This is a genomic window from Klebsiella sp. BIGb0132 (assembly GCF_024810075.1).
Lineage (GTDB): Bacteria > Pseudomonadota > Gammaproteobacteria > Enterobacterales > Enterobacteriaceae > Klebsiella > Klebsiella terrigena.
This window is the reverse complement of sequence record NZ_JANUDW010000007.1, coordinates 12153-38154: the sequence shown is the minus strand read 5'-3', so window position 1 is coordinate 38154 and position 26002 is coordinate 12153. Positions and strand designations below refer to the sequence as shown.

At 57.7% G+C, this 26002-nt stretch carries 23 protein-coding genes; 12 read left to right on the top strand and 11 right to left on the bottom strand.

Translation table 11 applies throughout. From position 1 onward, the window contains the following. Positions 1-143 precede the first annotated feature (143 nt). Together gss and M2416_RS18415 are read left to right on the top strand one after the other, a co-directional pair. Positions 144-2015, top strand: coding sequence for a bifunctional glutathionylspermidine amidase/synthase (gss, locus tag M2416_RS18420; protein ID WP_259226287.1), 1872 nt, complete (start codon positions 144-146; stop codon positions 2013-2015). A gap of 131 nt (positions 2016-2146) precedes the next feature. Continuing rightward, positions 2147-3328, top strand: coding sequence for an aminotransferase-like domain-containing protein (locus tag M2416_RS18415; RefSeq protein ID WP_259226286.1), 1182 nt, complete (start codon positions 2147-2149; stop codon positions 3326-3328). A gap of 294 nt (positions 3329-3622) precedes the next feature. Here the strand turns inward: M2416_RS18415 and M2416_RS18410 are convergent, their stop codons facing one another. The 7 genes from M2416_RS18410 to M2416_RS18380 all read right to left on the bottom strand — a co-directional run bounded on the left by M2416_RS18410 (position 3623) and on the right by M2416_RS18380 (position 11220). Further along, on the bottom strand, positions 3623-3811 hold the full coding sequence (locus tag M2416_RS18410; RefSeq protein ID WP_045856893.1) for a hypothetical protein: 189 nt from the start codon (positions 3809-3811) through the stop codon (positions 3623-3625). A gap of 208 nt (positions 3812-4019) precedes the next feature. Continuing rightward, positions 4020-4355 carry a hypothetical protein gene (locus tag M2416_RS18405; protein ID WP_076946641.1) on the bottom strand — a complete coding sequence of 112 codons (336 nt, stop codon included), beginning with the start codon at positions 4353-4355 and terminating at the stop codon, positions 4020-4022. 94 nt (positions 4356-4449) lie between these two features. Next, complete coding sequence (locus tag M2416_RS18400; RefSeq protein WP_083708728.1) at positions 4450-5250, bottom strand: hypothetical protein; 801 nt, start codon at positions 5248-5250, stop codon at positions 4450-4452. 122 nt (positions 5251-5372) lie between these two features. Next, entirely contained in the window at positions 5373-6905 is a 1533-nt protein-coding gene (locus M2416_RS18395; protein ID WP_134527775.1) for a DHA2 family efflux MFS transporter permease subunit, read from the bottom strand. A gap of 10 nt (positions 6906-6915) precedes the next feature. Further along, on the bottom strand, positions 6916-7932 hold the full coding sequence (locus tag M2416_RS18390) for an HlyD family secretion protein (protein WP_259226285.1): 1017 nt from the start codon (positions 7930-7932) through the stop codon (positions 6916-6918). A gap of 366 nt (positions 7933-8298) precedes the next feature. Then, positions 8299-9681, bottom strand: a complete 1383-nt coding sequence (locus M2416_RS18385; RefSeq protein ID WP_041147248.1) for an aspartate aminotransferase family protein — start codon at positions 9679-9681, stop codon at positions 8299-8301. A 48-nt stretch (positions 9682-9729) separates the two neighbouring features. After that, complete coding sequence (locus tag M2416_RS18380; RefSeq protein WP_076946644.1) at positions 9730-11220, bottom strand: aldehyde dehydrogenase; 1491 nt, start codon at positions 11218-11220, stop codon at positions 9730-9732. A 530-nt stretch (positions 11221-11750) separates the two neighbouring features. On the opposite strand from M2416_RS18380, the gene M2416_RS18375 reads away from it, so the two are divergent. The 5 genes from M2416_RS18375 to argE all read left to right on the top strand — a co-directional run bounded on the left by M2416_RS18375 (position 11751) and on the right by argE (position 16569). Then, positions 11751-12680 carry a LysR family transcriptional regulator gene (locus M2416_RS18375; protein ID WP_041147246.1) on the top strand — a complete coding sequence of 310 codons (930 nt, stop codon included), beginning with the start codon at positions 11751-11753 and terminating at the stop codon, positions 12678-12680. A gap of 344 nt (positions 12681-13024) precedes the next feature. Next, positions 13025-14290: a flavin-containing monooxygenase gene (locus M2416_RS18370; RefSeq protein WP_259226283.1), complete on the top strand. Its 1266-nt coding sequence runs from the start codon at positions 13025-13027 to the stop codon at positions 14288-14290. A 28-nt stretch (positions 14291-14318) separates the two neighbouring features. Further along, a complete protein-coding gene (locus tag M2416_RS18365; RefSeq protein ID WP_041147244.1) occupies positions 14319-14741 on the top strand; it encodes a RidA family protein in 423 nt (140 codons plus the stop codon). Between the two features lie 9 nt (positions 14742-14750). After that, positions 14751-15425 (top strand): DUF1028 domain-containing protein, encoded by a 675-nt coding sequence (locus M2416_RS18360; protein ID WP_076946646.1) that lies wholly within the window; start codon positions 14751-14753, stop codon positions 15423-15425. Further along, positions 15418-16569, top strand: coding sequence for an acetylornithine deacetylase (gene argE, locus M2416_RS18355; protein ID WP_076946647.1), 1152 nt, complete (start codon positions 15418-15420; stop codon positions 16567-16569). The genes M2416_RS18360 and argE overlap by 8 nt, the downstream gene beginning before the upstream one ends. A 254-nt stretch (positions 16570-16823) precedes the next feature. Here the strand turns inward: argE and M2416_RS18350 are convergent, their stop codons facing one another. Both M2416_RS18350 and M2416_RS18345 read right to left on the bottom strand, forming a co-directional pair. Beyond that, on the bottom strand, positions 16824-18227 hold the full coding sequence (locus M2416_RS18350; protein ID WP_076946648.1) for a purine-cytosine permease family protein: 1404 nt from the start codon (positions 18225-18227) through the stop codon (positions 16824-16826). A 737-nt stretch (positions 18228-18964) separates the two neighbouring features. Then, positions 18965-19567, bottom strand: coding sequence for a short chain dehydrogenase (locus M2416_RS18345; RefSeq protein WP_259226282.1), 603 nt, complete (start codon positions 19565-19567; stop codon positions 18965-18967). 99 nt (positions 19568-19666) lie between these two features. On the opposite strand from M2416_RS18345, the gene M2416_RS18340 reads away from it, so the two are divergent. From M2416_RS18340 to M2416_RS18330, 3 genes are all read left to right on the top strand, one after another. After that, the gene (locus M2416_RS18340; protein ID WP_076946649.1) at positions 19667-20557 is read left to right on the top strand and encodes a LysR family transcriptional regulator; all 891 of its coding nucleotides are present in this window, start codon (positions 19667-19669) and stop codon (positions 20555-20557) included. A 67-nt stretch (positions 20558-20624) separates the two neighbouring features. Next, the gene (gene lysM, locus M2416_RS18335) at positions 20625-21074 is read left to right on the top strand and encodes a peptidoglycan-binding protein LysM (RefSeq protein ID WP_041147238.1); all 450 of its coding nucleotides are present in this window, start codon (positions 20625-20627) and stop codon (positions 21072-21074) included. Positions 21075-21121: 47 nt separating this feature from the next. Continuing rightward, positions 21122-21517, top strand: a complete 396-nt coding sequence (locus M2416_RS18330) for a YidB family protein (RefSeq protein WP_076946650.1) — start codon at positions 21122-21124, stop codon at positions 21515-21517. A 60-nt stretch (positions 21518-21577) separates the two neighbouring features. Here the strand turns inward: M2416_RS18330 and M2416_RS18325 are convergent, their stop codons facing one another. Both M2416_RS18325 and M2416_RS18320 read right to left on the bottom strand, forming a co-directional pair. Continuing rightward, positions 21578-22723, bottom strand: a complete 1146-nt coding sequence (locus M2416_RS18325) for a trans-sulfuration enzyme family protein (protein WP_076946651.1) — start codon at positions 22721-22723, stop codon at positions 21578-21580. Positions 22724-22732: 9 nt separating this feature from the next. After that, positions 22733-24109 (bottom strand): pyridoxal-phosphate dependent enzyme, encoded by a 1377-nt coding sequence (locus M2416_RS18320; protein WP_166793791.1) that lies wholly within the window; start codon positions 24107-24109, stop codon positions 22733-22735. Between the two features lie 489 nt (positions 24110-24598). Between M2416_RS18320 and M2416_RS18315 the strand changes: the two genes are divergently transcribed. Beyond that, on the top strand, positions 24599-25255 hold the full coding sequence (locus M2416_RS18315; RefSeq protein ID WP_052474600.1) for an amino acid ABC transporter permease: 657 nt from the start codon (positions 24599-24601) through the stop codon (positions 25253-25255). Next, entirely contained in the window at positions 25233-26000 is a 768-nt protein-coding gene (locus tag M2416_RS18310) for an amino acid ABC transporter ATP-binding protein (RefSeq protein WP_259226281.1), read from the top strand. Before M2416_RS18315 ends, M2416_RS18310 begins: the two co-directional genes overlap by 23 nt. Positions 26001-26002: the final 2 nt, after the last annotated feature.

Here is a 26002-nt window from a genome sequence, read left to right as displayed (position 1 = left end):
TTATTTTCCGTAAGGGCACAATTAGCGAATCGAATGAGTGGTATCATTATTCCACCTCTGTCTGGTAAGTGCCTGCGGCAGGATAAGAAGAGGGAGTTTTGTTCCGCCAACTGCCCGGGCTGCATTAATTTGAGGTCAGGCTAATGAGCAAAGGATCGACAAGCAGTGATGCCCCTTTTGGTACATTGTTAGGCTACGCGCCGGGCGGCGTGGCAATTTATTCATCGAACTACAGCAGCTTAAATCCGCAAGACTATCCGGATGACGCCACGTTCCGCAGCTATATCAATAACGAGTATATGGGGCACAAATGGCAGTGCGTCGAGTTTGCGCGCCGCTTCCTGTTTCTCACCTACGGTTTCGTCTTCACCGACGTCGGCATGGCGTATGAAATCTTCTCCCTGCGCTTTCTGCGCGAAGTGGTTAACGACAATATTCTGCCGCTGCAGGCCTTTGCCAACGGCTCGCGCCGTCCGCCGATGGCCGGCTCCCTGCTGATCTGGCAGAAGGGCGGCGAGTTCAAGCATACCGGCCACGTGGCGGTGATTACGCAGCTGGTAGGCAATAAGGTCAGGATCGCCGAGCAAAACGTTATCCACACGCCGCTGCCGCAGGGCCAGCAGTGGACGCGCGAATTAACCCTCGAGGTGCATAACGGCATCTACACCCTCAAAGATACCTTCGCCGATACCGAGATCCTTGGCTGGATGATCCAGACCGCTGATACCGAGCACAGCCTGGCGCAGCCGGTGCTGCCGGGCGAAGCGATGGCCATTCGCGGCGCCCGCCTGCCGAACAACGGGCAGTTTCGCGGCAAGTGGCTGAACGAGAAAGATACGCTGCAGAAAGCCTACGTTGACGCCAACGGCCACTTTATTAACGCCGACCCTTACCAGTATTTCACCATTACCGAAAGCGCCGAGCAGGAGCTGATCAAAGCAACCAACGAGCTGCATTTGATGTACCTGCACGCCACCGATAAGGTGATGAAAGACGACGGCCTGCTGGCGCTGTTCGATATCCCCAAAATTCTCTGGCCGCGTCTGCGCCTCTCATGGCAGCGACGTCGCCACCATATGATCACCGGCCGCATGGATTTCTGCATGGACGAGCGCGGGCTGAAGGTCTATGAATACAACGCCGACTCCGCCTCCTGCCATACCGAAGGCGGGCTGATCCTCGAGCAGTGGCTGAAGCAGGGCTACTACGGCAGCGGTCATAATCCGGCGGAAGATCTGCTGGATGAGCTGGCGGGCGCGTGGAAGCACAGCCGGGCGCGGCCTTTTGTGCACATCATGCAGGATAAGGATCTGGAGGAGAACTACCACGCGCTGTTTATCCAGCGTTCGCTCACCCAGGCCGGCTTCGAGAGCAAAATCCTCTTTGGCCTTGATGAGCTGCGCTGGGATGCCGCCGGGCAGCTGATCGACGGCGACGGGCGGCTGGTTAACTGCGTCTGGAAAACCTGGGCATGGGAAACCGCCATCGAGCAGGTGCGCGAGGTTAGCGCCGACGAGTACGCCGCCGTGCCGATCCGCACCGGCCATCCGCAAAACGAGGTGCGGCTGATTGACGTCCTGCTGCGCCCCGAGGTGCTGGTATTCGAACCGCTGTGGACGGTGATCCCCGGCAACAAGGCGATTCTGCCGGTGCTGTGGTCGCTGTTCCCGAACCATCGCTATCTTCTGGACACCGATTTTGTCGTCAACGACGATCTGGCGAAAACCGGCTACGCGATTAAGCCCATCTCCGGGCGCTGCGGCAACAATATCGATCTGATAAGTCCCGACGACGAGGTGCTGGATAAGACCAGCGGGCAGTTTGTCGATCGCAAAAATATTTACCAGCAGCTGTGGTGCCTGCCGAAAGTGGATGGTAAATACATTCAGGTGTGCACCTTTACCGTTGGCGGCAACTACGGCGGCACCTGCCTGCGCGGCGATGATTCGCTGGTGGTCAAAAAAGAGAGCGATATTGAACCGCTAATTGTGCTGAAAGACAGCGATAGACGATAGTTCCGCCGGCGCCGAATCGCAGGGGCCGCAAAATCCCCGGTAGGCGTAGCGCTGCCGGGGATTTTGGGTAAAAATTGCTACTAAATAGTTAACAAACCACAACAACAAGACAGACAAAAAAGGAAAATAATATGCACGATCGGCGACTCGCCGCCCGCGCGGGTGAACTCAAGCCCTCCGCCGTCCGCGAACTTCTCAAGCACAGTAAACTCCCCGGCGTTATCTCACTGGGTGGTGGGATCCCGGCTCCGGAGCTGTTTGATACCGAAGGCCTGAATCTGGCGGTGCAGCAGGCGATGGGCGGGCGTTTCAACGATGCGTTCCAGTACGGATTGACCGAAGGCTATCCGCCGCTGCGTCAGGCCGTCAGCGAACTGTGTCAGGCGCGCGGCGTTGCCTGTCCGGCAAGCCATGTCTATATCACCTCCGGTTCGCAGCAGTCTTTGGATATCGTCGCGCGTACGCTGCTCGATCCGGGCGATGCGATCGTCGTCGAGCGCCCGACCTATCTGGCCGCGCTGCAGGTGTTCCAGCTGGCTCAGGCGAATATCCTCAGCGTCGATACCGATGATGACGGCATGCTGGTGGAACAGCTGGCGGATCTGCTGGCGACGACTAAGGTCAAGGCCGTGTACCTGGTGCCCACCTTCGGCAACCCGGGCGGTAAAACCCTCAGCGCCGATCGCCGCCGTCGGGTGGTTGAGCTGGCGAAGCAGCATGATTTCGTGATTATCGAAGACGATCCCTACGGTGAAATCAGCTTTACCGACGAAGTCCGCCGTCCGCTGTATCAGTACGCGCAGGAGCTCGGCTGTGAAGACCAGGTGGTCTACACCTCGACGTTCTCCAAGATCCTCGCCCCGGGCATGCGCATCGGCTGGATTGTGATGCCGGACTGGCTGGCGCAGCAGACGGTGATCGTCAAGCAGGCGGCGGATCTCCACACCAACATGTTGTCGCAGGTGATCACCGCGGAATACCTGGCGATGAACCGCCTGGAGAACCAGATAGCCCTGATCCGCGAAGATTATCGCAAGAAGTGCGTCGCCCTGGCTGATGCCCTGGAGAGCCAGCTTGGCGAGCATCTGGAGTTCAGCCGGCCCAAAGGCGGTATGTTCCTGTGGGCTCGCTTCCGCTATCCGTTCGATACCATGCAATGGATGAAAAAGACCCTCGAAAACGGCGTGGTCTACGTGCCGGGCGAAGCGTTCTATAACGACAATCCGGATACCCGCACGCTGCGCCTCTCCTACTCAACGGTGTCGGAAGCGGGTCTGCTGACCGCCGTCGAACGCCTGGCAAAGTCGCTGTAATTACCGCGCTTTCACTCCGCGTCGCGAGACGGCGCGGAGCCTTCACGCTTTCCCGCACAGCGGCGAGTGAGCAGATTGGCTGAAGTGGCGTAACGGGTGCTGCAGGAACAGCCCGTAGCGCTTCACGATGAGCGCACACGGGCATGTAGAATAAAAGAGGGGGGAGCTGCGCGCCGGAGGTTAATCCTGCTCGCTGATGCGATCGTCAAGCCAGATCAGCATTAATGAAGAGAGAAAAGCAACTGCTGCTGTGCCAATAAATAGCAACATAAGAAATACCTCAGAGGTTTTTAATTATTTTTCTAATTTTACCGGTGAGTGGGTGTTTTTGTCGGAGATGGTGATTTTGGTGGCGTGCTGGGATGTCGCGAGGGTGAAAAAATCATCGGCATCAATATCAAAGTTAAGAACTATTTCCTTATATTTCCCGCAGTTAATTAATTCTTTGGCTTCTTTCATACTACCGGCTGTAATAGTAGGCATCGTTTTATCTCGTTTGAAAAACTGACAAGCAAAATAAAAGCTTGTGCGTATCAGATCAACTACTTTTTTATGACCGCGAGCAATATATGGTTTCTTTATAATTTAAAGAAGAAACCACTGGCGAAACGGGAATAGAAGGCAGGTCGCCAGCAACCACGACCTGCCCTGCGGGCTAAAAGACGTACGCCATAGTCAGCTTGCGGCTGGCTTAATCCTGCTTCTTCTCGCCCATCAGCTGATAGCAGCGCTGCCGGTCTTCGCGGCTCGCGCGTTGCTCATCCGGGCTAAGCTGCTGCCACGTTTGCCGCATTTTTTCACCCAGAGCCGGAATGTAGCGGATCTTGTGCAGGGCATAATCCGAATTACCGCCTTCGACAACACTTTCCATATCGCGAAGGAATGCGCGGCTGTCGTGATGATCGATGAGGCAGAAAACCGAGCGATAGTAGGCTTCGTCTTCTTCAGAGTAGCGTGGCGTAAACCACCAGACGACCAGGGCTGCCAGCGCCAGGAGTGGAACAATAAAGCGTAGTTTCTTCAGCATGGGTGACTTGAGAGGGAGTACTGGAGGCGTAGTGTACCCGCTAAAGAAGCGGGATGTCATCCCGAAGGCGCCTTCCGCCTCCGGCTGATGGATATCAGAGCTGGTATTGCCAGGCCAGCAGGATGCGCTTATCGGCCTCATCAAGGTAGGTGTTGTTATCCTGGACGTACGTCAGTACCTTCACCGCGTTATGCTCGGTGAGGTTATAGCCGAGGCCGAGACCGCCGAAGTAGCCTTTATAGTTGTCGCCCGCGTCGCTTTTCGAACCATAAGAGCCGCCCAGGAAGCCGATCATCCGCAGATTCTGCGTCAGCGGTTTGAGGACAAAGGCGCCGAGATAGCCGCTGCTGCCGGAGATATTGGTTGATTCAAAACCATTTTCCGGCGACGGCATGCCGCTAAAATCGGACTGCGAGCAGGCCTTATGCTTATCGGCATTGCAGGCCATGCGATCGCCGGTGTTGTAGCTATAGCCCGCCATCGGGAATATCTGGAAGCCAGCGGGCTCAATACCAAAGAAGCTCAGCGGCACGAAGGTGCCGATGGAGTAGTTGGTCTGCGACGCGTCGCCGGGGTACTCATTTTTGCCGAAATTGAAGTTAAAGATCCCAATCGGAAACAGCCACGAGCCGCCAACGCGCCATTCGGAAGCATCGCTGTTGATCCGCACGTTGATTTTCCGGGCCTGGTCTAAGGCCAGCGAACCGGAGAAGGCGAGGTTGCTGTCATCCATTGCATAGTTATCGGACCAGGCGATGCCGACCCTGGTAGTGACCCGGGTTGGGTCATCAGCCGATTTTTCGGCATTGGTTTTGACTTGTCCCGTTTGCGCCAGCAGCGCGCCGGGAAGCAGGCCGATGCAGAGCGTCAAAAGGGGCAGGAGGGGTATGCGCATTCAGGGTATCCAGGGTAACGATTGTCATGTGAAAATAAAAATAACGCGCCACTGTACAGGCCGCCGCTCCTCGCCAGGAGGCGCTTTTTATTTATTTTTGTATTTCATCTGCGCCGCGATTTTTATTTGGCGGGATGCTTCACGGGTTTTGAAAATAGCAGCACCAGCGGCACTAAAATAAAGCACAGGAACATCATCAGGCGGAAGTCCTGATAATAGGCCAGCACCATCGCCTGGCGCGTGACCTCGCCGTTAATGGCCACGAGTCCGGGCAGGTGATGAATATTGTAAGCGCCCGCTTGCATATCGTGCTGCAGAGCCTTATTGAACGGATTAATAAAGCCGGAAAATAGCATGTGGTTACGCTGGGACTGCTGCGCCAGATAGGTCGTCACCACCGAAATACCGATGCTGCTGCCGATATTGCGAATCAGCGAATAGAGCGCGGTGCCCTCGGTGCGATACTGCGGCTGCAGCGTGGAGAAGGTCAGCGTCGAAAGCGGCACGAAGGTTAATCCCATCCCCACGCCCTGCACCACGCCGGAGCTGACGATATCCCACGGGCTCATCCACATGGCGTAGCGCGTCATCATCCACAGCGAAGCCGCCATAATGACGATCCCCACGGTAATGACGTGGCGCATATCGACTTTGCCCGCCATTCGCCCGACCAGCATCATGCTGAACATGGTGCCAAAACCGCGCGGCGTCATCAGCAGGCCGACGTCAATGACCGGATATCCCATCAGCCCCTGCAGCAGCGGCGGCATCAGCGCCATGGTCGCCAGCAGGATCGTCCCGACCACAAAACTGAACAGCAGGCCGACGACAAAGTTCTTATCGCGGAAAATCGCCGGGTCGATAAAGGGTTTTTTAATCGTAAAAATATGCACCACAAACAGATACAGCGTCAGCGCCGCCAGCACCGCTTCAGTGATTATCTCGCCGCTGGCAAACCACGCCTTTGACTCGCCGCGATCGAGGAAGAGCTGCAGGCTGCCGATGGCAACGCTGAGGAAAAAGAATCCCAGCAGATCGAACCGGCGGGTGCTATCGATCGGCGTTTCGGTGACGAAGGTGCTAATGCCCAGCCACGCGAGGACGCCGAAGGGAATATTGATATAGAACACCCAGCGCCAGCTGTAGTATTCGGTCAGCCAGCCGCCGAGGGCCGGGCCGAGGATCGGGCCAACCATAACCCCCATCCCCCACATTGCCATCGCGGAGCCCTGTTTCTCCGGCGGCCAGCTGTCTAACATGACCGATTGCGAGAGCGGTACCAGGCTGGCGCCAAAAATCCCCTGCAGCAGGCGAAAGAGCACAATCTGATTCAGCGACTGGGCAGCGCCGCACAGCATCGAGGCGACGGTGAAGCCGATGACCGAAATAACGAACAGACGTTTGCGGCCGATGCGGGCGGAGATAAAACCGGTCAGCGGCATGGCGATGGCCGCGGCGACGATATAGGAGGTGAGCACCCACGAGGTTTGATCCTGAGTGGCTCCCATCGCGCCCTGCATATGCGGCAGGGCAACGTTGGCAATCGTGGTATCCAGCGCCTGCATGATGGTCGCCAGCATCACCGAGAAGGTGATGAGCAGGCGGCGATCGACGGCGCTACTTTTACGTGGTGGGGCGAGGGTGGTATCAGACATAGTCACCTCGTTACGACGCACGGCCGGCATCAGACCGGGTGTCAATTTTAATGGTGGCGCTCAGGCCCGCCCGCAGCTGCGGCTGCCGGGCATCGGTCTGCAGATGAATACGTACCGGAATACGCTGGGTCACCTTCACCCAGTTACCGGTGGCATTTTCGGCGGGAATTACCGCATACTCCGCGCCGGTGGCCGGGCTGATGCTGCTGACCTTGCCGTGCCAGGTCACGCCCGGAGCATAATCAACGCTGATCTCCGCCTGCTGGTTATTGCGAATATGGGTCAGATCTTTCTCGGTAAAATTGGCCTCGATATAGAGGTTGGCATCGGAGACTAAAAGCATCGCCGTGGTACCGTCCTGCACGTATTCCCCGGTTTGTAATACCCGGGTTATGGTGCCGGAGGCGGGAGCGTATTCATTTACGTGGCGCAGATTATTTTTGGCCGTATTGAGCTCAGCCAGCGCTTTCTTATAACGCGGGTGCTGCTGTAGCGGCATATTAATATCCCCGCCAAAGCTGTCGGCCACTTCCTGGAGCTGCTTCTTCAACATGTTGACCTCAAGGGCCATAAGCAGCGTTTTCTGATGCGCACCGTCCAGATCGGAGGCCGAGACGTAGCCTGGCCCGTTCAGACGATGCAGACGCGCCTCTTCACGGCGAGCGTACTCGTGCTGGCTTTGGGAAACCTGAATATTGGCCTGCTTGCTTTGATACTGCGACTTAATGGTTTTCAAATCGATGATCGTACTATTGAGATCCGATTCCGCTTCGGCAACGGCGAGCTGATAGGGCCTGGCATCGACGCTGAACAGAAGGTTGCCTTTATTCACGTGCTGGTTTTCTTTCACCAGCACCTTTACCACCCGACCCGCGACTTCGGCGCTGATATCGGTTTTATCGGCCTTCACGTAGGCATTATCCGTTTCAACGTAGTGACCGTTGGCAAAATAGCACCAGCCGCCCGCCGCCAGCCCCAGAGCGGGTACGACGAGCAGCAGCATTAAACGCAGCTTTTTAATATTCATATTGCGGGTCTCTTTATTATGGCGATATCGATAGCCGGGTCCGGTCGTCGCGCTTTGGGCGCCGGGCGGGGATGCGATATTTCATGGCACAGCATAAATAGCGGTACGTACCGCTATATCTTGCAGAGAAGATCGATCGGCAATGAGTGAATGTCGCCAGAGGTGGTTGATGGAGTGAAATAATAGTTAGCAAGCTTATTATAAACTAAGCAGCACGTGCTATTTGCAGTTTAAAAATAAACCGCAGACGGGGCGTTGGTTTGTGCGGAAATTAGCGGGAGCGCGTTTTTGCGGGTTAATCGCTTTATTTATCGAGAGAAGGGCAGGCCCCCGGCGCCTGTGGCGGCGCGGGGGGAAGGGGATGATTTACAGCAGGCCGGCTTCCTTCGCCGTACGGTCGATAGCGCGTTTGGTCTTCTCGACCAGCTCGTCCAGCTCGCTACGTCCGGCGATCAGCGCCGGCGCCATGATCATCCGCCCCAGGGTCGAGCGAATAATGACTCCCTCTTCAAAACCGATGGTTCGGCAGCGCCAGGCCAGCTCGTTCTCGTTGGCGAAGCGGCGGCGGGTGCTTTTATCTTCCGCGAACTGCAGGGCCGCGACGAGGCCGGTACCCTGAACTTCGCCGATCAGCGGGTGATTGTCGAATACCTCCCGCAGCGTTTTCTGCAGATACGGGCCGGTGTTGTCGCGCACGTTGGTGACGTGGTTTTCGTCACGCAGCGCTTTGAGGTTGGCGATCGCCACCGCGGCGGCAACGGGGTGGCCGGAGTAGGTCAGACCGTGGGCGAAGACGCCGCCTTTCTCAACCAGCACTTCCGCCATGCGCTTGCTCAGCACCAGGCCGCCCATCGGCACGTACCCGGAGGTCAGCCCTTTGGCGATGGACAGCGTATCCGGCTCGAAGCCGAAGTACTGATGCGCGAACCACTCGCCGGTGCGGCCAAAGCCGCCAATGACCTCATCGGCGCACAGCAGGACGTCGTACTTCCGGCAAATGCGCTGGATCTCAGGCCAGTAGCTTTCCGGCGGGAAAATCATCCCGCCCGCGCCCTGGAACGGCTCGGCGATAAAACCGGCCACGTTTTCCGCGCCCAGCTCGAGTATTTTCTCCTCGAGCTGGCCGGCGCAGCGCAGGCCAAACTCGTGCGGCGTCAGGCTGCCGCCGTGCATGTACCAGTAGGGCTCGTCGATATGGGCCACGTCGGGGATCATGCCGCCCATGGTGTGCATCGCCTTCATCCCGCCCAGCGCGGTGGCGGCGAGGGTTGAGCCGTGATAGCCGTTCCAGCGGCCAATCATCACCTTCTTCTGCGGCTTGTCGAGGATCTGCCAGTAGCGGCGAACGGTGCGGATCAGCACTTCGTTCGATTCAGAACCCGAGTTGGTGTAAATCGCGTGGCTGTAGTGCGGCGGCAGCAGGCTGAACAGCAGCTCGGAGAGCTCGATCACCGTCGGGTGAGTAGTGTGGAAGAACATATTGTAATACGGCAGCTTAGCGAACTGCGCCGCCGCCGCATCCGCCAGATCCTGGCGGCTGTAGCCGAGCTGGGTGCACCACAGGCCGGACATGCCGTCGAGGTACTTGTTGCCGTCGTTATCCCAAAGGTACAGACCCTCCCCGCGGACCATCACGCGAGGCCCCTCGGCGTTCAGCGCCTTCTGGTCGAGAAAGGCGTGGATATGGTGCGCGGCATCGGCGCTCTGGTAGTCCGGGGTGCTGCGCTGCGGGTTATTCGGGGTAGTCATCTTCTCTCTCCTGTAAGCGGAATCTAAAAATGCGAAAGCTGCCGGGTGCTAGCGAAACTGGAACCAGGTCGTTTTGAGGCTGGTGAATTTGTCAAAGGCGTGCAGCGACAGGTCGCGGCCAAAGCCAGACTGCTTATTGCCGCCAAACGGCACGCTAACGTCCAGCGCATCGACGGTATTCACCGAAACTGTCCCGGCGTTAAGCATTCCGGCAACGCGATGGGCGCGATGGAGATCGTCGGTCCACACCGAGGCGGCAAGGGCGTACATGTGCTGATTGGCCAGAGTGACGGCCTGCTGCTCGTCGTCAAAAGGCATAACGGCAAGCACCGGGCCGAAAATCTCCTCCTGCCACAGGGAGGAGGCGGTATCCGCGGCTTCAATCAGCGTCGGTTCCACGTAGTTGGCGACGCCGTCGATCTCAATCTCGCGACCGCCGATGAGGACGCGGGCACCGGCGCGCTCGGCGGCGCGGATGGCGCTCATCACCTTTTGCGCATGCGCCGCGCTGACCATGGCGCCCATTTTGGCTGCAGGCTCGAAGGGGTGAGAGGGCGCCCACGCCTGCATTTTCTCCTGCAGCTTAGCGATAAATTCGGCGTAAATCGTCCGCTCGACCAGCAGGCGAGAGTTAGCCGAGCAGACCTCGCCCTGGTTGAAGCAGATGCCGAAAGCCGCTTTTTCGGCGGCCAAATCGAGATCCTTGCAGTCGGCGAAGATGATATTAGCGCTTTTGCCGCCGCACTCCAGCCAGACCTGCTTGAGGTTGGACTGTGCGGAGTAGGCCATAAAGGCTTTGCCGACGGCGGTAGAGCCGGTGAAGGTGATGGTATCGACGTCGTTATGCAGACCTAAGGCGCTGCCGGCTTCGGTCCCCAGGCCGGTGACGACGTTCAGCACGCCCGCCGGGAGGCCCGCCTCAAGCGCCAGCTCCGCCAGACGCAGCGCCGAAAACGGCGAGTTCTCCGAAGGCTTAAGGATCACGCTATTGCCGGCCGCCAGCGCCGGGCCGAGCTTCCACGAGGCGAGGTCGAGCGGGAAGTTCCACGGCACGATGGCCGCCACGACGCCAATCGCTTCGCGGGTGATGGTGGCGAGAGAGCCTTTCCTGGCGGGGGCCACCTCGTCGTAAATCTTATCCACGCTTTCGGCGTACCACGAGAAAACGTGCGCCGCGCCGGGAACGTCGACGATTAGCGCATCGTTGACCGGTTTGCCCATGCTGACGCTCTCCAGCAGCGCCAGCTCTTCACGATGTTCGAGGATCAGCCCCGAAAGCCGCAGCAGAACGGCCTTGCGCTCCTGCGCGGGGAGCCCTGACCAGATGCCTGAGTCAAAGGCCTTGCGGGAGGACCGGACGGCGACAGCAATATCTTCTGCCTGAAGCGCCGTGACCTCGGCGAGCAGCGCGTTGGAGGCGGGATTGATAACCGGGAAAACGCGGCGGCTTTGGGCGACGTAGGGCTGGCCATCGACGATGGCATGGCTGATAAAGCGCTGCTCCTGCAGCCTGCTGTGCCAAAAGTTTCTGTCGGTCATAAGCCTCTCCGTTATCGTGTTGCGTAATTGTTATTTATTTGTTGCCGTTAATTCATGATGCCGGAGGGGGGAGAAGTGAGAAAGGACTAAAAATCTAGGTAACCTCTATAAAAAACTTTGTTAGCCTGGTCGGGGGCCGCCGGCGCGCGGATCCTGCCGATGACGCTTTGTGTGATGTGGCTCAAAGGAATTCGCCATCCGAGATTTTAATGATCTGTAATTAAATGGATTTTATTTTCTCTGTGGGATTTTAGCGCCGGATGGTGATGGCGTTTCTGACAAGCTTTAATGTTGTCAGATGGATTGGTAAGGAACTAAAAAAATATAACCGGACTTTTTTAGCCGCCGCCATCAAGCTGCTGCCCCGTGACGGCGTCGCCGTTTTCTTTACGCCTTCATGTTAATTTTCTGTAAAAATCTGACCGATGTCGGATTGTTGATCTTTACTTGTCGGCGGGGTTGCGCCCGAGGGGGAGCATCGTTTAATCCTATTCAGCTTATCTCTTTGCCTACAAAAAATAAGGTATCGCATGCCCCATTTCACCCTGAAACAGCTCAAATACTTTGTTGCCGTTGTCGAAGCGGAGAGCATTGCCGAAGCCTCCCGACAGCTCCATATCGCGCAGCCCTCTATCTCCATCGCGGTGAAAACCCTGGAAGATATGTTTGAGCAGCAGTTTTTTATTCGCCACCATGCGCAGGGGGTTTCCATGACCTCCAGCGGGCAGCGCTTCTATGAGAAAGCGAAGGAGTTGCTCCGGCTCTCGTACCAGTTCGAGCAAAACTCGAGGGCGGATAATGAGCTGGTGTCGGGGATTGTTTCTATCGGCTGTTTCGAGACCGCGGCGCCGCTCTACCTGCCGTCGCTGATCGCCGGGTTTAAGACTATTTATCCGGATATCACCATTAAAATTTATGATGGCGAGCAGCATGAAATAGCCCACGGCCTGCACCGCGGTCGCTTTGACCTGGCGTTTATGTACGATCTCGAGCTGGACGTCTCGATTCAGACCGAGAGCCTGAACGCGCCGCAAAAGCCCTACGCGCTGCTGCCGGCAAATCATCCGCTGGCGCAGCGGGCGTCGGTCAAGCTGTCGGAGCTGAGCCACCTGCCGATGGTGCTGCTGGACGTTGTCCCCAGCCGTAACTATTTCATCAGTATTTTCAAAGATAAAGGCTATAACCCTCAGGTGGCCTACAGCTCGCCGTCGATTGAGATGGTGCGCTGCATGGTCGGCCAGGGGCTGGGCTTTTCGGTTCTGGTGACCCGCCCGGTTTCTGATATCACCTACGACGGGCAGCAGGTGCGCTGCGTCGAGATTCAGGATGAGATGGCCAACTCGACGCTGGTGATGGCCCATCTGCGCAGCAGCGAGCCCACCAACCCCGCCAAACTGTTTATGGAATATTGCCGCAACGCGGTGCTCAGCCCGCCGGAGCAGGCGGCACGGGTAGCCTGACCGGGGTTTTATTCCGCTCAGCGGCCCGCGCCCGCGCGGGTCTTTTTATATTTGGCGGCATATTTTCTGAATATAAAAAAACGATACTCTGCATATATTTTTTATATCCTCTCGGGCTGCCTCCCGCCGCGTTGCTAAATAAGCGCTAAGCACAAAATTATCCGGCGAATATTTTCCGCTAAAACCCGCTTTACCTTGTAGATTCAAGGTGCTGCACTCTGCATCACTATTTTATTCTCAGGTTCTAAATTTATAATAATTTACCTGTTTGTTACTGTTTATTAACCTCGGTCCTGCGCAGTGGTTTATTCCTGGCGATTGAACTCCATTCGAAGGACACATTTATGACCGTAGAAAAAGCACAAATTGATACGCTGATTGTTGGCGGGGGTCAGGCCGGTATTGCCATGAGTGAGCATCTGACCCAGCTGGGGATCTCGCATCTGGTTATCGAGAAAAACCGTATTGCTGAGGCCTGGCGTACCGGGCGCTGGGATTCGCTGGTGGCGAACGGCCCGGCGTGGCACGACCGCTTCCCGGGAATGGAGTTTAAAGGCGGCCAGCCGGATAGCTTTATTCCCAAGGACGATGTGGCGCAGTACTTTGAAGATTACGTCAGGAAATTCTCCCTGCCGGTGCGTACCGGCGTGGAGGTAAAAAGCGCGGTTCGCAACAGCGGACGTCCCGGATTTACCGTTGAAACCACGGATGGGGTGATCGAAGCGCAGCGCATCGTTGCCGCGACCGGGCCGTTCCAGAAGCCGGTTATTCCGCCGATTGCGCCGAAAGAGGGCGACATTCATCAGATCCATTCCGCCAAATACTACAACCCTGAGCAGCTGCCCGCCGGCGCGGTGCTGGTGGTTGGCGCCGGCTCCTCCGGCGTGCAGATTGCCGATGAGCTCCAGCGCGCGGGTCGCCAGGTCTATCTCTCCGTTGGCGCCCACGACCGGCCGCCGCGCGCCTACCGCAACCGGGATTTCTGCTGGTGGCTGGGGGTGCTGGGCCTGTGGGATGCTCCCGCCAGCGAGCCGGGGAAAGAGCACGTCACCATCGCGGTGAGCGGCGCCCACGGCGGGCGGACGGTGGATTTTCGCGAGCTGGCGCAGCGCGGCATCACCCTGGTCGGGCTGACGAAGGCGTTTGAATCCGGCGTCGCGACCTTCCAGCCGGATCTGTGCGACAACATCCGCCGCGGCGATGAAAACTACCTCTCGCTGCTGGACGCCGCTGACGCCTACGTTGCGGCCAACGGCCTCGATTTGCCGCCGGAGCCCGCGGCGCGTGAATTCTTAGCCGACCCGGCGTGCATGACGTCGCCGATCCTCTCTCTGGACCTGGCGCAGGCCGGCGTGACGAGCATCATCTGGGCGACCGGCTACGCCGTGGACTATGGCTGGCTCAACGTTAACGCCTTTAACGCGCAGAATCGCCCTCAGCACCAGCGCGGCGTCTCCAGCGAGCCGGGGGTCTATTTCCTCGGCCTGCCGTGGCTGTCACGCCGGGGTTCGACCTTTATCTGGGGCGTTTGGCACGACGCGAAGCACATCGCCGACCATATCGCGACCCAGCGGAAATACAGCCAGTACCGGGATGCCGGTCAGCGCTGAACTGTAGCTCTTAATCAGGATAACAATGATGCCGACACATACCCGTATTCGCATGTTTAACACCAAAGAGACCTATCCCAATCAGACCCTGGACAACGATTTATGCCAGGCCGTACGCGCCGGTAATACCGTCTACGTCCGCGGCCAGGTGGGCACGGATTTTGAAGGCAATCTGGTGGGGCTGGGCGACCCGCAGGCTCAGGCCGAGCAGGCGATGAAAAACGTCAAGCAGCTGCTGGAAGAGGCCGGAAGCGACCTTTCGCATATTGTGAAAACCACCACCTATATTATCGACCCGCGCTATCGCGAGCCGGTCTATCAGGAAGTGGGCAAGTGGCTGAAGGGCGTGTTTCCCATCTCCACCGGGCTGGTTATCTCAGGCCTGGCGCAGCCGCAGTGGCTGATGGAAATTGACGTGATCGCCGTGATCCCCGATGGCTATGTGAAATAAGGAGCCGCCATGACGTTTTCTATCGCGGCATTCTGCCCGGAAACCGGGCAGTTTGGCATCGCCATAAGCTCCTCCAGCATTGCCGTCGGCGCCCGCTGCCCGTGGCTGCAGGCGGGAGTCGGCGCGGTCTCCAGCCAGAATATTACCCTGCCTGCCCTCGGCCAGCTGACGCTCTCGCAGCTGGAGCAGGGGCTGGCGCCGGAAAAGGCGCTGCGTAAGGCGCTGGCGGAGGATGATTTCAGCCGCTATCGGCAGATTATCGCCATCAACGCCAGCGGGGAAACGGCCTCGTTTAGCGGCGATAAAACCCTCGGCATCTATCACGTTGCCGAAGGGGTAAACTGTATCGCCGGCGGCAATATGCTCGCCAGCACCGCGGTGGTTGAGGCGATGGTTGCCGAATTCCAGCAGGCCGAAGGGGAGATGGCGATGCGCCTGCTGGCCGCTCTCCAGGCGGGGCTGGCCCTCGGCGGCGAGGCCGGGCCGGTGCACTCTGCGGCGGTAAAAGTCGTGGATGATTACTCCTGGCCGCTGGTTGACCTGCGGGTTGACTGGCACGAACAGGATCCGATTGGCGAGCTTACCGCGCTGTGGCTGGCGTATGAGCCGCAGATGCAGGCCTATATTACGCGCGCGCTCGACCCGCGGGAGGCCCCCAGTTACGGAGTACCGGGTGATGAATAGTGACCTGAAACGGATCCTTGCGACGCTGCTGGCATTCGACACCACCAGCCGCGAATCTAATCTGCAGCTGATTAACTATATCGATGAGTATCTCCGCGGTTTTGGCATTGCCACGCGGCTTTTCTTTGATGAGGAAGGCAAAAAAGCCAACCTCTACGCCCGCTTTGGCCCGCAGGGGCCGGGGGGCGTGATGCTCTCGGGCCACACCGACGTAGTCCCGGTTGACGGGCAGCGCTGGACGGTGCCCCCGTTTGAACTCACCCTGCGCGACGACCTCTGCTACGGCCGCGGCAGCACCGATATGAAAGGCTTTATCGCCTGCGTGCTGGCCGCCGTTCCCGACTTTCTCTCCCAACCTTTACGCATGCCGCTGCATCTGGCCTTTTCCTACGATGAGGAGGTCGGCTGCCTTGGCGTACGCAGCCTGGTGGACCATCTTAAAGCCTCCAGGGACAAGCCGGCGCTGTGCATCATCGGCGAGCCTACGGAGATGCGTCCGGTCTACGGCCATAAGGGCAAGCTGGCCATGCGCTGTACGGTGCAGGGCAAGGCCTGCCACTCGGCCTACGCGCCCCACGGCGTCAACGCCATCGAGTATGCGGCAAAGCTGATTACCCGTTTAGGTACGCTCGGTGAAACGCTGGCACAGACCCGGGATAGCCGCTTTGACCCGCCTTACAGCACGCTGCAGGTTGGGGTGATTCACGGCGGGGCGGCGCTCAATATCGTGCCGGAAAGCTGCCAGTTTGATTTTGAAATTCGCCATCTGCCGGAGGTCTCGCTCGAGCCGACCCTCGCCGAGCTGCACGGCTACGCTGCAGGCGAGCTGCTGACGTCGATGCGGGCGGTGGCGCCGCAGGCGGATATTACCTTTAGCCCGCTCAGCCGCTATCCTGGCCTGCTCAGCGACCCGCAGTCGGAGTTTGCCGGCTGGCTGGCGCAGTGGGCGCAAAGCGAGGCGTTTTCCACCGTGGCCTTTGGTACCGAGGGTGGCCTGTTCGATGAAGCCGGCGTAGCCACGCTGATCTGCGGGCCAGGTAGTATGGATCAAGGGCATAAGGCGGATGAGTTTATTGCCCTCGCTCAGCTGGAGAAGTGCCTGACGATGCTGGGTAATCTGCGCCGCTGGATGGCGCTGGCTTAACCTTTTACGCGCCGGCATTAAGGCGCGTTTTTTTTATCTCTCCCCCCGACCTGCTCCTTTGCCACCTTCTTCCTGTTCCTGCGCTGCACCGCGCCCTGCTTCGTCGCCGTCCAGAGATAAAAAAAACTCCGGATAGTTTATCCGGAGTCAGCAATGCGTACTGATATTCCCGTCATCCCTCAAGCCGCATGGCCGGCGCCTTCACCTGGCGCCTGCCTGCAGCTCGACTTATTTAGGGGAAAGAAAGCGAAGCGCTAAACTTTCTCTTTCACCAGGGCGATACTCTTCACCGCCTTGGCTTTAGAGAGGGTGTAATAGACCGGTGAGACCACCAGCAGACCAACAATCCATGATAAATCAGCCCCGCCAAATGCGGTTGCAATCGGGCCGGTATAAATCGCCGTCGACATAAACGGCACCTCAACTAATATCCCCAACAAATAGCAGAAGATGGCGGTAGCATTAAAGTAGCCATATATTCCGCCGTCGCGCTTAAAGAAGGAGTCGACATCATATTCGCCGTGCGCAACCAGGTAATAATCCACCAGGTTAATTGCCGTCCACGGCACCAGGACATACAGCAGGACGGTAATAAAGTTGGTATAGATTAACAGGAAGTTTTCCTGACCATAGATCGCCAGCGCTATTTCAAGGAGCATGGTGAGGATAGCGGTAATTATCCTTGCGCGGGCCATCGGCGACCAGCCGTCAATAAAGGTCTGGCCCAGGGTCAGCGTACAGAGGACGCCGCAGTACAGCATCATCGAGTTTGTGGCGGCAATCCCCAGCGCCAGCACCACGATAACCACCGCGCCGAAGCCGCCGGTGAGGTCAATAATGCCCTGAATAATATCATCATTGCCAATGCTGGTTGCCACCAGCACCCCGAGAACCATCGGCAGATAAGAGCCTAATATGCAGCCAAAGTAGCTGGCGTAAAAGACGCTTTTATCGTTGGTGCTGTAAGGCATATAGCGTGAGTAGTCAGAGACATAGGGCGCGTAGGCCAGCTGCCACAGTGCGGCAATCGAGACCGCGCCGAGGAACCCAACCTTGTTGAAACCGCCGCGATCGAGAAAATCGACCGGCAGCCCGTGGACAAAGACGATCCACACAAAGGTTGCGGCCAGCACAATCCCGGATATCCACGACATAATTCTGGCGTAGGAGTGGATGATCTTATAGCCAAAAATAGTGGCAAACAGACTCAGGGCGCCGACGATAATAATCCCTACGTCGGAGTTCATCGGCTTATAGATGGCGTGCATGGACTGCCCGCCTAATACCAGACTGGAGGCGGTAAAGCCGATATACATTAATACGACAATGGACACCACCAGCACCGAACCATAGGAGCCAAACTGGCCCTTGGTTTGCACCATTTGCGGCACGCCGAGCTTTGGACCCTGTGCAGAATGTAGGGCCATGAACAGCCCGCCGACCAGACTACCGATAAACAGCGCAACGACAGACCAGAAAAAAGAGAGATGAAAAATAGTGACCGACATCGCTCCGGTGATAACGGTTAATAGCATGATGTTAGAACCAAACCAGATGGTAAACAGATCGCCCGGTTTGCCGTGTCGCATATTAAGAGGGATAGGTCTGATGGTATTGCTTTCGAGATTTTCAACGTTGACAGGTTGATGTTTAGTCATGGTGCTCTCTCATCACTGTGGGTCTATACCGTGAATAATTCAGGCAACAGCAGGCCGCTAGCTGAGCGAACGCAGCCAACAGCGAAGTCGCCTGAAGCATCATGGGTATAAATCAGCGTTAGATTGATATTCCAATGAGGAGTACAGCTAATCTACTCATCATAACATTTCGTTTACTATTCTCACAATCTCGTATCATTTTGGAAATTATTAAAAATGTCGAACGTCGATATAAAAAAAGTGCTTTACCCGGGACCCTGGGCCTGATTGTGGTTAACGGTTGGCCATCTCCCGCTTGTTTTTAGACGTTTATGCTGCGGCCCTGCTTTTTTTATATTTAACAATCTGGGCGGCTAATTTAAGCCAGATAATTCTGCGAGCAGGCGGATGCGGCGTGGAATGATTGAGGGTCTGCAATAAAAGCAAAGGCGTATTTATTGTAGGGAATATAAAAGCAGCTTTAATTCGCCAAATAATGACGATAGCTCCGAAAGATATTTGATCTAATCTGAGATAAATCATGGGATTGACCGTCGCTGCTGGCCGCGGTCGTCTGCGGTGCGTAAATTAAATATGCGAGGTTGTTCACAATAAAATTCATTTATTAAGAGTGTGCGATGGATCAATATTTAAAACACGTGGCGCTGGCGCTGAGCAGATGAATGGCGAAGAAATAGCCTTTGCAGAGATAAATAATAACCCGCCAGCGTGGCGGGTTATTAGCGACGGACGAATTATCAGTAGCCGACGGTGTATATCCGACCGCTCTGGACGCCCTCCACGCTGCGGCGGTACGCCTGGGCCACCGTGGCGGCCGGGACGCTGATAAAGCCCGGGAAGAACCCGTCATAGGCGGCGGCTGATTCGGTCAGCACCGTGGGGCTGATCAGGTTGATGCGGATCCCGCGCGGCAGCTCGCAGGCAGCGGCGCGGACGAAGCCCTCGAGGCCGGCGTTAACCGTCGTGGCGTTAACGCCCTGGGCAATCGGCTCATGCGCCACGATGCCGCTGATAAGGGTGATGGAGCCGCCGTCGTTCAAATAGTGCTGGCCGGTGAGCGCCAGGCGGATTTGCCCCAGCAGCTTGTCCTGAAGGCCCTGGTTGAAATTGTCGTCGGTCATGGTGGCCAGCGGGCCAAAGAACAGGCTTCCGCTCGCCGAGACAATCGCATCAACCCGGCCAATTTTTTCAAACAGCGCCTGGACGCTTTGCTGAGAGGTGATATCAACCTGATGGTCGCCCTGAGACCGACCGACGTGAATGACTTCATGCTGACGACTGAGCTCTGCGGTGACCGCGCGGCCCACGGTACCGCTGGCACCAATAACGACGATTTTCATGGCTGACTCCTGATAAGTTGTGAGCCTCTATTCTTTAATGAAATGGATATCGGATAAACTGGCAAAAAGTTAGATGATTACTAACCAGAGGTTCGCAATATGGATAAGCTGCGCGGAATGGAAACGTTCATCGCCGTGGTGGAGCACGGCAGTTTTACCGAGGCGGCATCGCACCTGGAGATGTCGGCGGTGATGGTGGGCAAATATATCGCCCTCATCGAACGCCGGCTGGCGACGCGCCTGCTTGAGCGCAACACCCGCCGCCAGAGCCTCACCGACGCCGGGCGAGTCTACTATGAAGAGGCGAAACGCGTTCTGGAGCAGGTCTCAATCGCCGAAAGCTCGGTGGAGCGACTGCGGCTGGCGCCCGCAGGGACGCTGCGCATCAGCGCGCCGACCTCATTTGGCGCCTGCGTTATGGCGCCGCTGACCGCCACCTTCTTACAGCAGTGGCCGGACGTGCGCGTGGAGCTCGACCTGACCAACCGGCTGGTCGATCTGGTGGATGAAGGGTTCGATCTGGCTGTCCGCATTGGCGATATTCACCAAACCGACCTGGTGGCGAAATATCTCTGCGCCTACCGGATGGTGATTTGCGCCGCCCCTGCTTATCTTAGCCGCCACGGCATGCCGCTCACGCCGGCCGACCTTGCCGGCCATCTCTGCCTCTCCCATACGGTGTGGACCGCGCGCAACGAGTGGAAGCTGCCGGGCGTCACGCAAGAGGTGCGCTGGCGGCGCGATGCTGTCCTCCGCTGCAACGACGGCTACGGCCTGAGGATGGCGGCCATCGCCGGAGCCGGCCTGCTGCTGCAGCCGGAAGTGCTGCTGGGGGAGGATCTTGCCAGCGGAAAACTGGTCCGCGTGCTTGAGACCTATACCCCCGAACCGCGCCCGGTGCATCTGCTCTGGCGTCAGGATCTTCGCCCGTTGCCGAAGCTGACCCGGTTTGTCGAGCACGCGCTGACCGAGGTCGGGCGCCATTTATGAACTATTATTATCTGGTCTGGTCTGATGAACGTTCTTCATAGATCACTTCTGCTAAAAGGAGATTGGTATGAGTTTATTGAGTTTTGTGAAAGAAGCGGGCGAGAAAATCTGGGATGCCGTTTCGGGCGGGGACAAAGAGAGCCAGGCCGATAAGCTGAAAAAGCATATCGATGGGCTTAATCTCCCCGGCGCGGATAAGGTCAGCATCACCGTGGCCGAAGACGGCACCGCGACGGTCACCGGCGACGTCGGCTCGCAGGAAGATAAGGAAAAAATTATGGTGGCGGTGGGTAACGTCACCGGCATTGCCCAGGTCAGCGACAACGTGAGCGTCACGCAGAGCGGCGCCGAGAGCCGCTACTACACCGTGAAATCCGGCGACACGCTGAGTGCTATTTCTAAAACCGTGTACGGATCGGCGAATGACTATCAGCGGATCTTTGAAGCCAACAAGCCGATGTTAAAGCATCCCGACAAGATCTATCCGGGACAGGTGCTGATTATCCCGAATAAGTAAGGCGGGAAAATCGGCGTTATGCACGCTCTATTGTTACGGAGTCGGTAATGGGACTACTTGATCAAATTGGCGGTATGCTCGGCGGCCAGGCCGGTAAAGCCGAGCAGCTGCAGGCCATCATGGCCTGGATCCAGCAGCAGGGGGGCGTTCAGGGGATCCTCGAAAAATTCCGCAGCGGCGGCCTGGGTGAGATCGTTGAATCCTGGATCGGCCAGCAGGGCAATATTCCGGTCTCCAGTGACCAGGTCACCTCGGTGTTCGGATCGTCCGCGCTGCAGGATCTCGGGGCCAGGCTCGGGATCGACCCGCAGACCGCCTCGGCGCTTATCACCGAGTATCTGCCGAAAATTGTCGATGGCTTATCTCCGCAGGGCGAAGCGCCTGCGCAGCAGGATCTGCTGTCTGAAGGCATGAACCTGCTTAAGGGCAAGCTGTTTAGCTAAGCGCGATGGCGTGCGGCCGGCGTGCCAAAAGTCAAACCCGCCGACAGGCGGGTTTTTTGTTTATGCCCGCAGCGCCTGCTGCCAGTCGGCAATCAGATCCTGCGCGTCCTCAATGCCAACGGAGAGGCGAATGAGCTGGGGCGTAATGCCGTTTGCCAGCCGCTGCTCGAGCGGAATGGAAGCGTGGGTCATGCTAAACGGCTGGCTGACCAGGCTCTCCACGCCGCCGAGGCTCTCCGCCAGCGTAAACAGGCGCAGCCTGCCGATAACCTGCTCTGCGTAGCCATCGTCGCCTTTCACCACCAGCGAAATCATCCCGCCGGGCAGCGCCATCTGCCTGCGTGCCAGCTGATGATGCGGGTGCGACGCCAGCCACGGGAACCACACCTTTTCCACCTGCGGCTGCTGCTCCAGCCACTCGGCGAGCGCCAGCGCGTTGCTGCTGTGGCGTTCCATGCGCAGCGCGAGGGTGCGAATGCCGCGCAGCGTCAAAAAGCTGCTGAAGGGGTCGAGCACGCCGCCTACCGCGTTTTGCAGATACCCCAGCCGCTCCGCCAGTTCGCGGTTGTCGCCGACTACCGCGAGGCCCGCCACCACGTCGGAATGGCCGTTGAGATATTTTGTCGCCGAGTGCACGACGATATCAAAGCCCAGCTCGAGGGGACGATGAATGGCCGGCGAGGCGAAGGTGTTATCGGTGACGCTGATGAGATTGTGCCGCCGGGCGATCGCCGCGATGGCGCTGAGGTCCGCCAGCTTGAGCAGCGGATTCGTCGGCGTTTCAACCCAAATCATCCGCGTATCCGGCCTGATGGCCGCCTCAATCGCCGCCAGGTCGTCTGGTTTGACCCAGCTGACCTGCAGGCCGGCGCTGCGGCGGCGGACGTTTTCGATCAGCCGCCAGGTGCCGCCGTACACGTCGTCGACGGCCACCAGGTGGCTGTCTTTATCCAGCAGCTCAAGCACCGTGGAAATCGCCGCCAGCCCGGAAGCAAAGGCGTAGCCGCGGGAGCCGCTCTCCAGTTCGGCAATCGCCGTTTCCAGCGCGTGGCGGGTAGGGTTACCGCTGCGCGAATATTCATAGCCGGTATGCTGCCCGGGGGCCGGCTGTGCGAAGGTGGAGGTGGCATAAATGGGCGGCATCACGGCGCCGTGCGCATCGTTAAAGGTGCCGCCGTGTACGCTTAATGTATTTAAATTTTTCATGGACGATCCTTAGTGTTCGAGTCGGTTACGCCAGGTGGTCAGCACGTCGCTGCGGGTGATCAGGCCGAGAAAACGATCGTTATCGGCGATGACGGCTACCAGGCCGCGATCGAAAATGGCTTTTAGCGCGCTTTCCGGCGCGCGTTTATCGAGGGTTTCGACGTTGCGGGTCATGGCCTCTCTGACCGGCAGCGCAAAGCGCTGGCTGTCGCCCTCGACGTGGCTAATCAAATCCCACTCATCGACGATGCCAACGACGCGGCCGTTTTCCAGCACCGGCAGCTGGGAGATGTCATACAGGCGCATGCGCGCCAGGATGGCGGCCAGCGTGTCGTCCGGCGCGGCGGTGACGGTGGCGTCTTCGTCATGACGCAGGGCGATAAAATCGGTTAAATCGCCGCGTGAGGGGCGGGTCAGCAGCCCCTGCTGGCGCATCCAGTCGTCGTTGAACATTTTCGACAGGTACTTGTTGCCGCTGTCGCAGGCGAAAGTCACCACGCGTTTGGCGGTCGTCTGCGCCTGACAGTAGCGCAGGGCGGCGTGCAGCAGCGTGCCCGTTGAAGAGCCGGCAAGAATACCCTCGGTCTGCAGCAGCGTCCGCGCGGTGGCAAACGCCTCCCCGTCGGTGACGCGATAGGCGGTATGAACGCCGTCGAGATGGGCCAGAGGCGGGACAAAATCTTCGCCAATCCCCTCGACCAGCCACGATCCCGCCTCGCCGGAGCGGCCGGTTTCTACCCGATCGGCGAGGATCGATCCCGCCGGATCGGCAAGAATAAACTCCGTTTTCGGCGAGTGTTCGGCAAACCACGCCTGCAGCCCGCCGAGGGTTCCGCCGGAGCCGACGCCAACGACGATAGCGTCGATATCGCCGTCGAGCTGGGCGAAGATTTCTGGCGCGGTGGTGCTGATATGCGCCAGCGGATTGGCCTCGTTATTAAACTGATCGATATAGAATGCTCCCGGCGTCTCCTCCGCCAGGCGACGGGCGTAATCCTGATAGTAGGCCGGGTGGCCTTTATTCACGTCGGAGCGGGTGAGCAGCACCGTTGCCCCCAGCGCCCGCAGATGAAATATCTTCTCGCGGCTCATTTTGTCGGGGACGACGAGGATCAGGCGGTAGTTCTTTTGCGCCGCAATGAGCGCCAGGCCGAGCCCGGTATTGCCGGCGGTGGCTTCAATAATCGTGCCGCCGGGCTGCAGCTTGCCGAGGCGCTCGGCCTCGTTAATCATCGACAGCGCGACGCGATCCTTAATAGAACCGCCGGGGTTTTGGTTTTCCAGCTTGAGGAACAGGCTACAGGGGCCGGTTTCCAGCTTGTGCAGCTGGAGCAGGGGCGTGTGGCCGATAAGATCGCTAACAGAATGAAAGAGTGACATGACTATTTACCCATTCGTATCGAGATGACGAATGGTAGGTCTGTGAATTTGGCAAATTAAAGAATATTTAACCGCTCATAAGAGCAAAATGGAATATAAGATGCTATTTAGCCATCCGGAGGGAAAGGTTGTTAGCCGCCTGGGTGTATTGATATCTGAAAAAGAGAGTTTTTGGCGTAATTTTCAGCAATTAATACCTTTTTACGCCGACGCAAATGCGTTTTTCAGCAAAGAATGGTTAAAAAAAACATAGCCGAAAATATCAGGATGGCGTGCGCGATATACTCTGCCGATGCATAGCTGTTGGCCGAAAACAAATAACAAAGCCGGCTATTCAATGCCGTTTTTGATAGATACGTCTGGGCTCGGGCGCATGATAACCTTTTATTCAATTAGAGTGATTTGCAATTACGTCCGGGCTTATTAATGAGGCGCTGGAAGAAAAGGTGAGATGTGCCTGAATTTATATCACTAGCGATAAGTTCATTCTGGCCGATGCTGTATGCCGGGCTGGTTTTTACTATCCCCATTACGTTAATTTCGTTTGCCCTCGGCCTCGGGCTGGGGTTTATCGTGGCGCTTATCAGGCTGTACGGGCCGCGACCGCTGCGGTTGCTGGTGCGTTTCTACGTCTGGGTTATCCGCGGCACGCCGCTGCTGGTGCAGCTGTTTCTGATTTTTTACGCGCTGCCGGGAGTCGGCATTACCCTCGACGCTTTTCCCGCGGCGGTGATCGGCTTTACGCTGAACGTCGGGGCCTTCACTTCCGAGGTTATCCGGGCAACGCTGCTTTCCGTGGCTAAGGGGCAGTGGGAGGCCGCGCACTCGATCGGCATGAACTGGTGGCAGTCGCTGCGCCATATTATTTTGCCGCAGGCCGCGCGGGTGGCCGTGCCGCCGTTATCGAATACTTTTATTTCGCTGGTGAAAGATACCTCGCTGGCGTCGGTTATTACCGTACCGGAGCTATTTTTAGCGGCCCAGAGAATTGCCGCCGTGACCTATCAACCCTTAATACTCTATACCGAAGCCGCCCTTATCTATTTATTAATCAGCTCGGTGCTGTCGTATCTGCAATCGAGGCTCGAGGCCCGGTTAGAAAAAAACACCTCAGGCAAGGAGCATAATAATGATAACCCTGTCCGGGCTTGAGAAAAGTTTTGCCGGGCAACAGGTCCTGCAGGATATTTCTTTAAATATTACCGAAGGGAGCGTTACCGCGCTTATTGGGCCATCGGGAAGCGGCAAAAGCACGCTATTACGCTGTATTAACCTGCTTGAGCTGCCCCAGGCCGGGAAATTAACCATTGGTCAGGAGAATATTACCTTCTCGGCGGATGCCGCGCCGAAAAGAAAGGATATCCGCCGTATGTGCCAGCAGACCGGAATGGTTTTCCAGAGTTTTCAGCTGTTCCCCCACCTGTCGGTACTCGAAAACATTATGACGGGGCTGATTGTGGTGCAGAAATGGCCCGTTGAACGGGCGAGGGCCCGCGCCGAGGCGCTGCTGGCGAAGGTGGGGCTGCTGCATAAGCGTCATGCCTGGCCGGCGATGCTGTCCGGCGGCCAGCAGCAGCGGGTGGCGATTGCCCGGGCGCTGGCGCCTTCACCCAAGGTTCTGCTCTGCGATGAGCCAACTTCGGCGCTGGATCCCGAGCTGTCGCTGGAGGTGATTGCGGTTTTGCGTCAGCTGGCACAGGAGGGGACCACCATGCTGATGGCCACGCACGATCTGCGCCTGGCCGCCAGTATCGCCAGCCAGGTGGTGTTTCTTGAGTCCGGGCAGATTATTGAGTGCGGCAGCTCGCGGGATATTTTTACCCGCGCGAGAAAGACGCGGACCCAGCTTTTTATTTCCACCTTAACCGAAACGTTTCCCGATTCCTGGGAAATTTAAAA

Bases quoted from the DNA above. Each gene is read 5' to 3' on its own strand.
- gss (WP_259226287.1), top strand. From the start codon at position 144: ATGAGCAAAGGATCGACAAGCAGTGATGCCCCTTTTGGTACATTGTTA.
- M2416_RS18415 (WP_259226286.1), top strand. From the start codon at position 2,147: ATGCACGATCGGCGACTCGCCGCCCGCGCGGGTGAACTCAAGCCCTCC.
- M2416_RS18410 (WP_045856893.1), bottom strand. From the start codon at position 3,811: ATGCCTACTATTACAGCCGGTAGTATGAAAGAAGCCAAAGAATTAATT.
- M2416_RS18405 (WP_076946641.1), bottom strand. From the start codon at position 4,355: ATGCTGAAGAAACTACGCTTTATTGTTCCACTCCTGGCGCTGGCAGCC.
- M2416_RS18400 (WP_083708728.1), bottom strand. From the start codon at position 5,250: ATGCGCATACCCCTCCTGCCCCTTTTGACGCTCTGCATCGGCCTGCTT.
- M2416_RS18395 (WP_134527775.1), bottom strand. From the start codon at position 6,905: ATGTCTGATACCACCCTCGCCCCACCACGTAAAAGTAGCGCCGTCGAT.
- M2416_RS18390 (WP_259226285.1), bottom strand. From the start codon at position 7,932: ATGAATATTAAAAAGCTGCGTTTAATGCTGCTGCTCGTCGTACCCGCT.
- M2416_RS18385 (WP_041147248.1), bottom strand. From the start codon at position 9,681: ATGACTACCCCGAATAACCCGCAGCGCAGCACCCCGGACTACCAGAGC.
- M2416_RS18380 (WP_076946644.1), bottom strand. From the start codon at position 11,220: ATGACCGACAGAAACTTTTGGCACAGCAGGCTGCAGGAGCAGCGCTTT.
- M2416_RS18375 (WP_041147246.1), top strand. From the start codon at position 11,751: ATGCCCCATTTCACCCTGAAACAGCTCAAATACTTTGTTGCCGTTGTC.
- M2416_RS18370 (WP_259226283.1), top strand. From the start codon at position 13,025: ATGACCGTAGAAAAAGCACAAATTGATACGCTGATTGTTGGCGGGGGT.
- M2416_RS18365 (WP_041147244.1), top strand. From the start codon at position 14,319: ATGCCGACACATACCCGTATTCGCATGTTTAACACCAAAGAGACCTAT.
- M2416_RS18360 (WP_076946646.1), top strand. From the start codon at position 14,751: ATGACGTTTTCTATCGCGGCATTCTGCCCGGAAACCGGGCAGTTTGGC.
- argE (WP_076946647.1), top strand. From the start codon at position 15,418: ATGAATAGTGACCTGAAACGGATCCTTGCGACGCTGCTGGCATTCGAC.
- M2416_RS18350 (WP_076946648.1), bottom strand. From the start codon at position 18,227: ATGACTAAACATCAACCTGTCAACGTTGAAAATCTCGAAAGCAATACC.
- M2416_RS18345 (WP_259226282.1), bottom strand. From the start codon at position 19,567: ATGAAAATCGTCGTTATTGGTGCCAGCGGTACCGTGGGCCGCGCGGTC.
- M2416_RS18340 (WP_076946649.1), top strand. From the start codon at position 19,667: ATGGATAAGCTGCGCGGAATGGAAACGTTCATCGCCGTGGTGGAGCAC.
- lysM (WP_041147238.1), top strand. From the start codon at position 20,625: ATGAGTTTATTGAGTTTTGTGAAAGAAGCGGGCGAGAAAATCTGGGAT.
- M2416_RS18330 (WP_076946650.1), top strand. From the start codon at position 21,122: ATGGGACTACTTGATCAAATTGGCGGTATGCTCGGCGGCCAGGCCGGT.
- M2416_RS18325 (WP_076946651.1), bottom strand. From the start codon at position 22,723: ATGAAAAATTTAAATACATTAAGCGTACACGGCGGCACCTTTAACGAT.
- M2416_RS18315 (WP_052474600.1), top strand. From the start codon at position 24,599: ATGCTGTATGCCGGGCTGGTTTTTACTATCCCCATTACGTTAATTTCG.
- M2416_RS18310 (WP_259226281.1), top strand. From the start codon at position 25,233: ATGATAACCCTGTCCGGGCTTGAGAAAAGTTTTGCCGGGCAACAGGTC.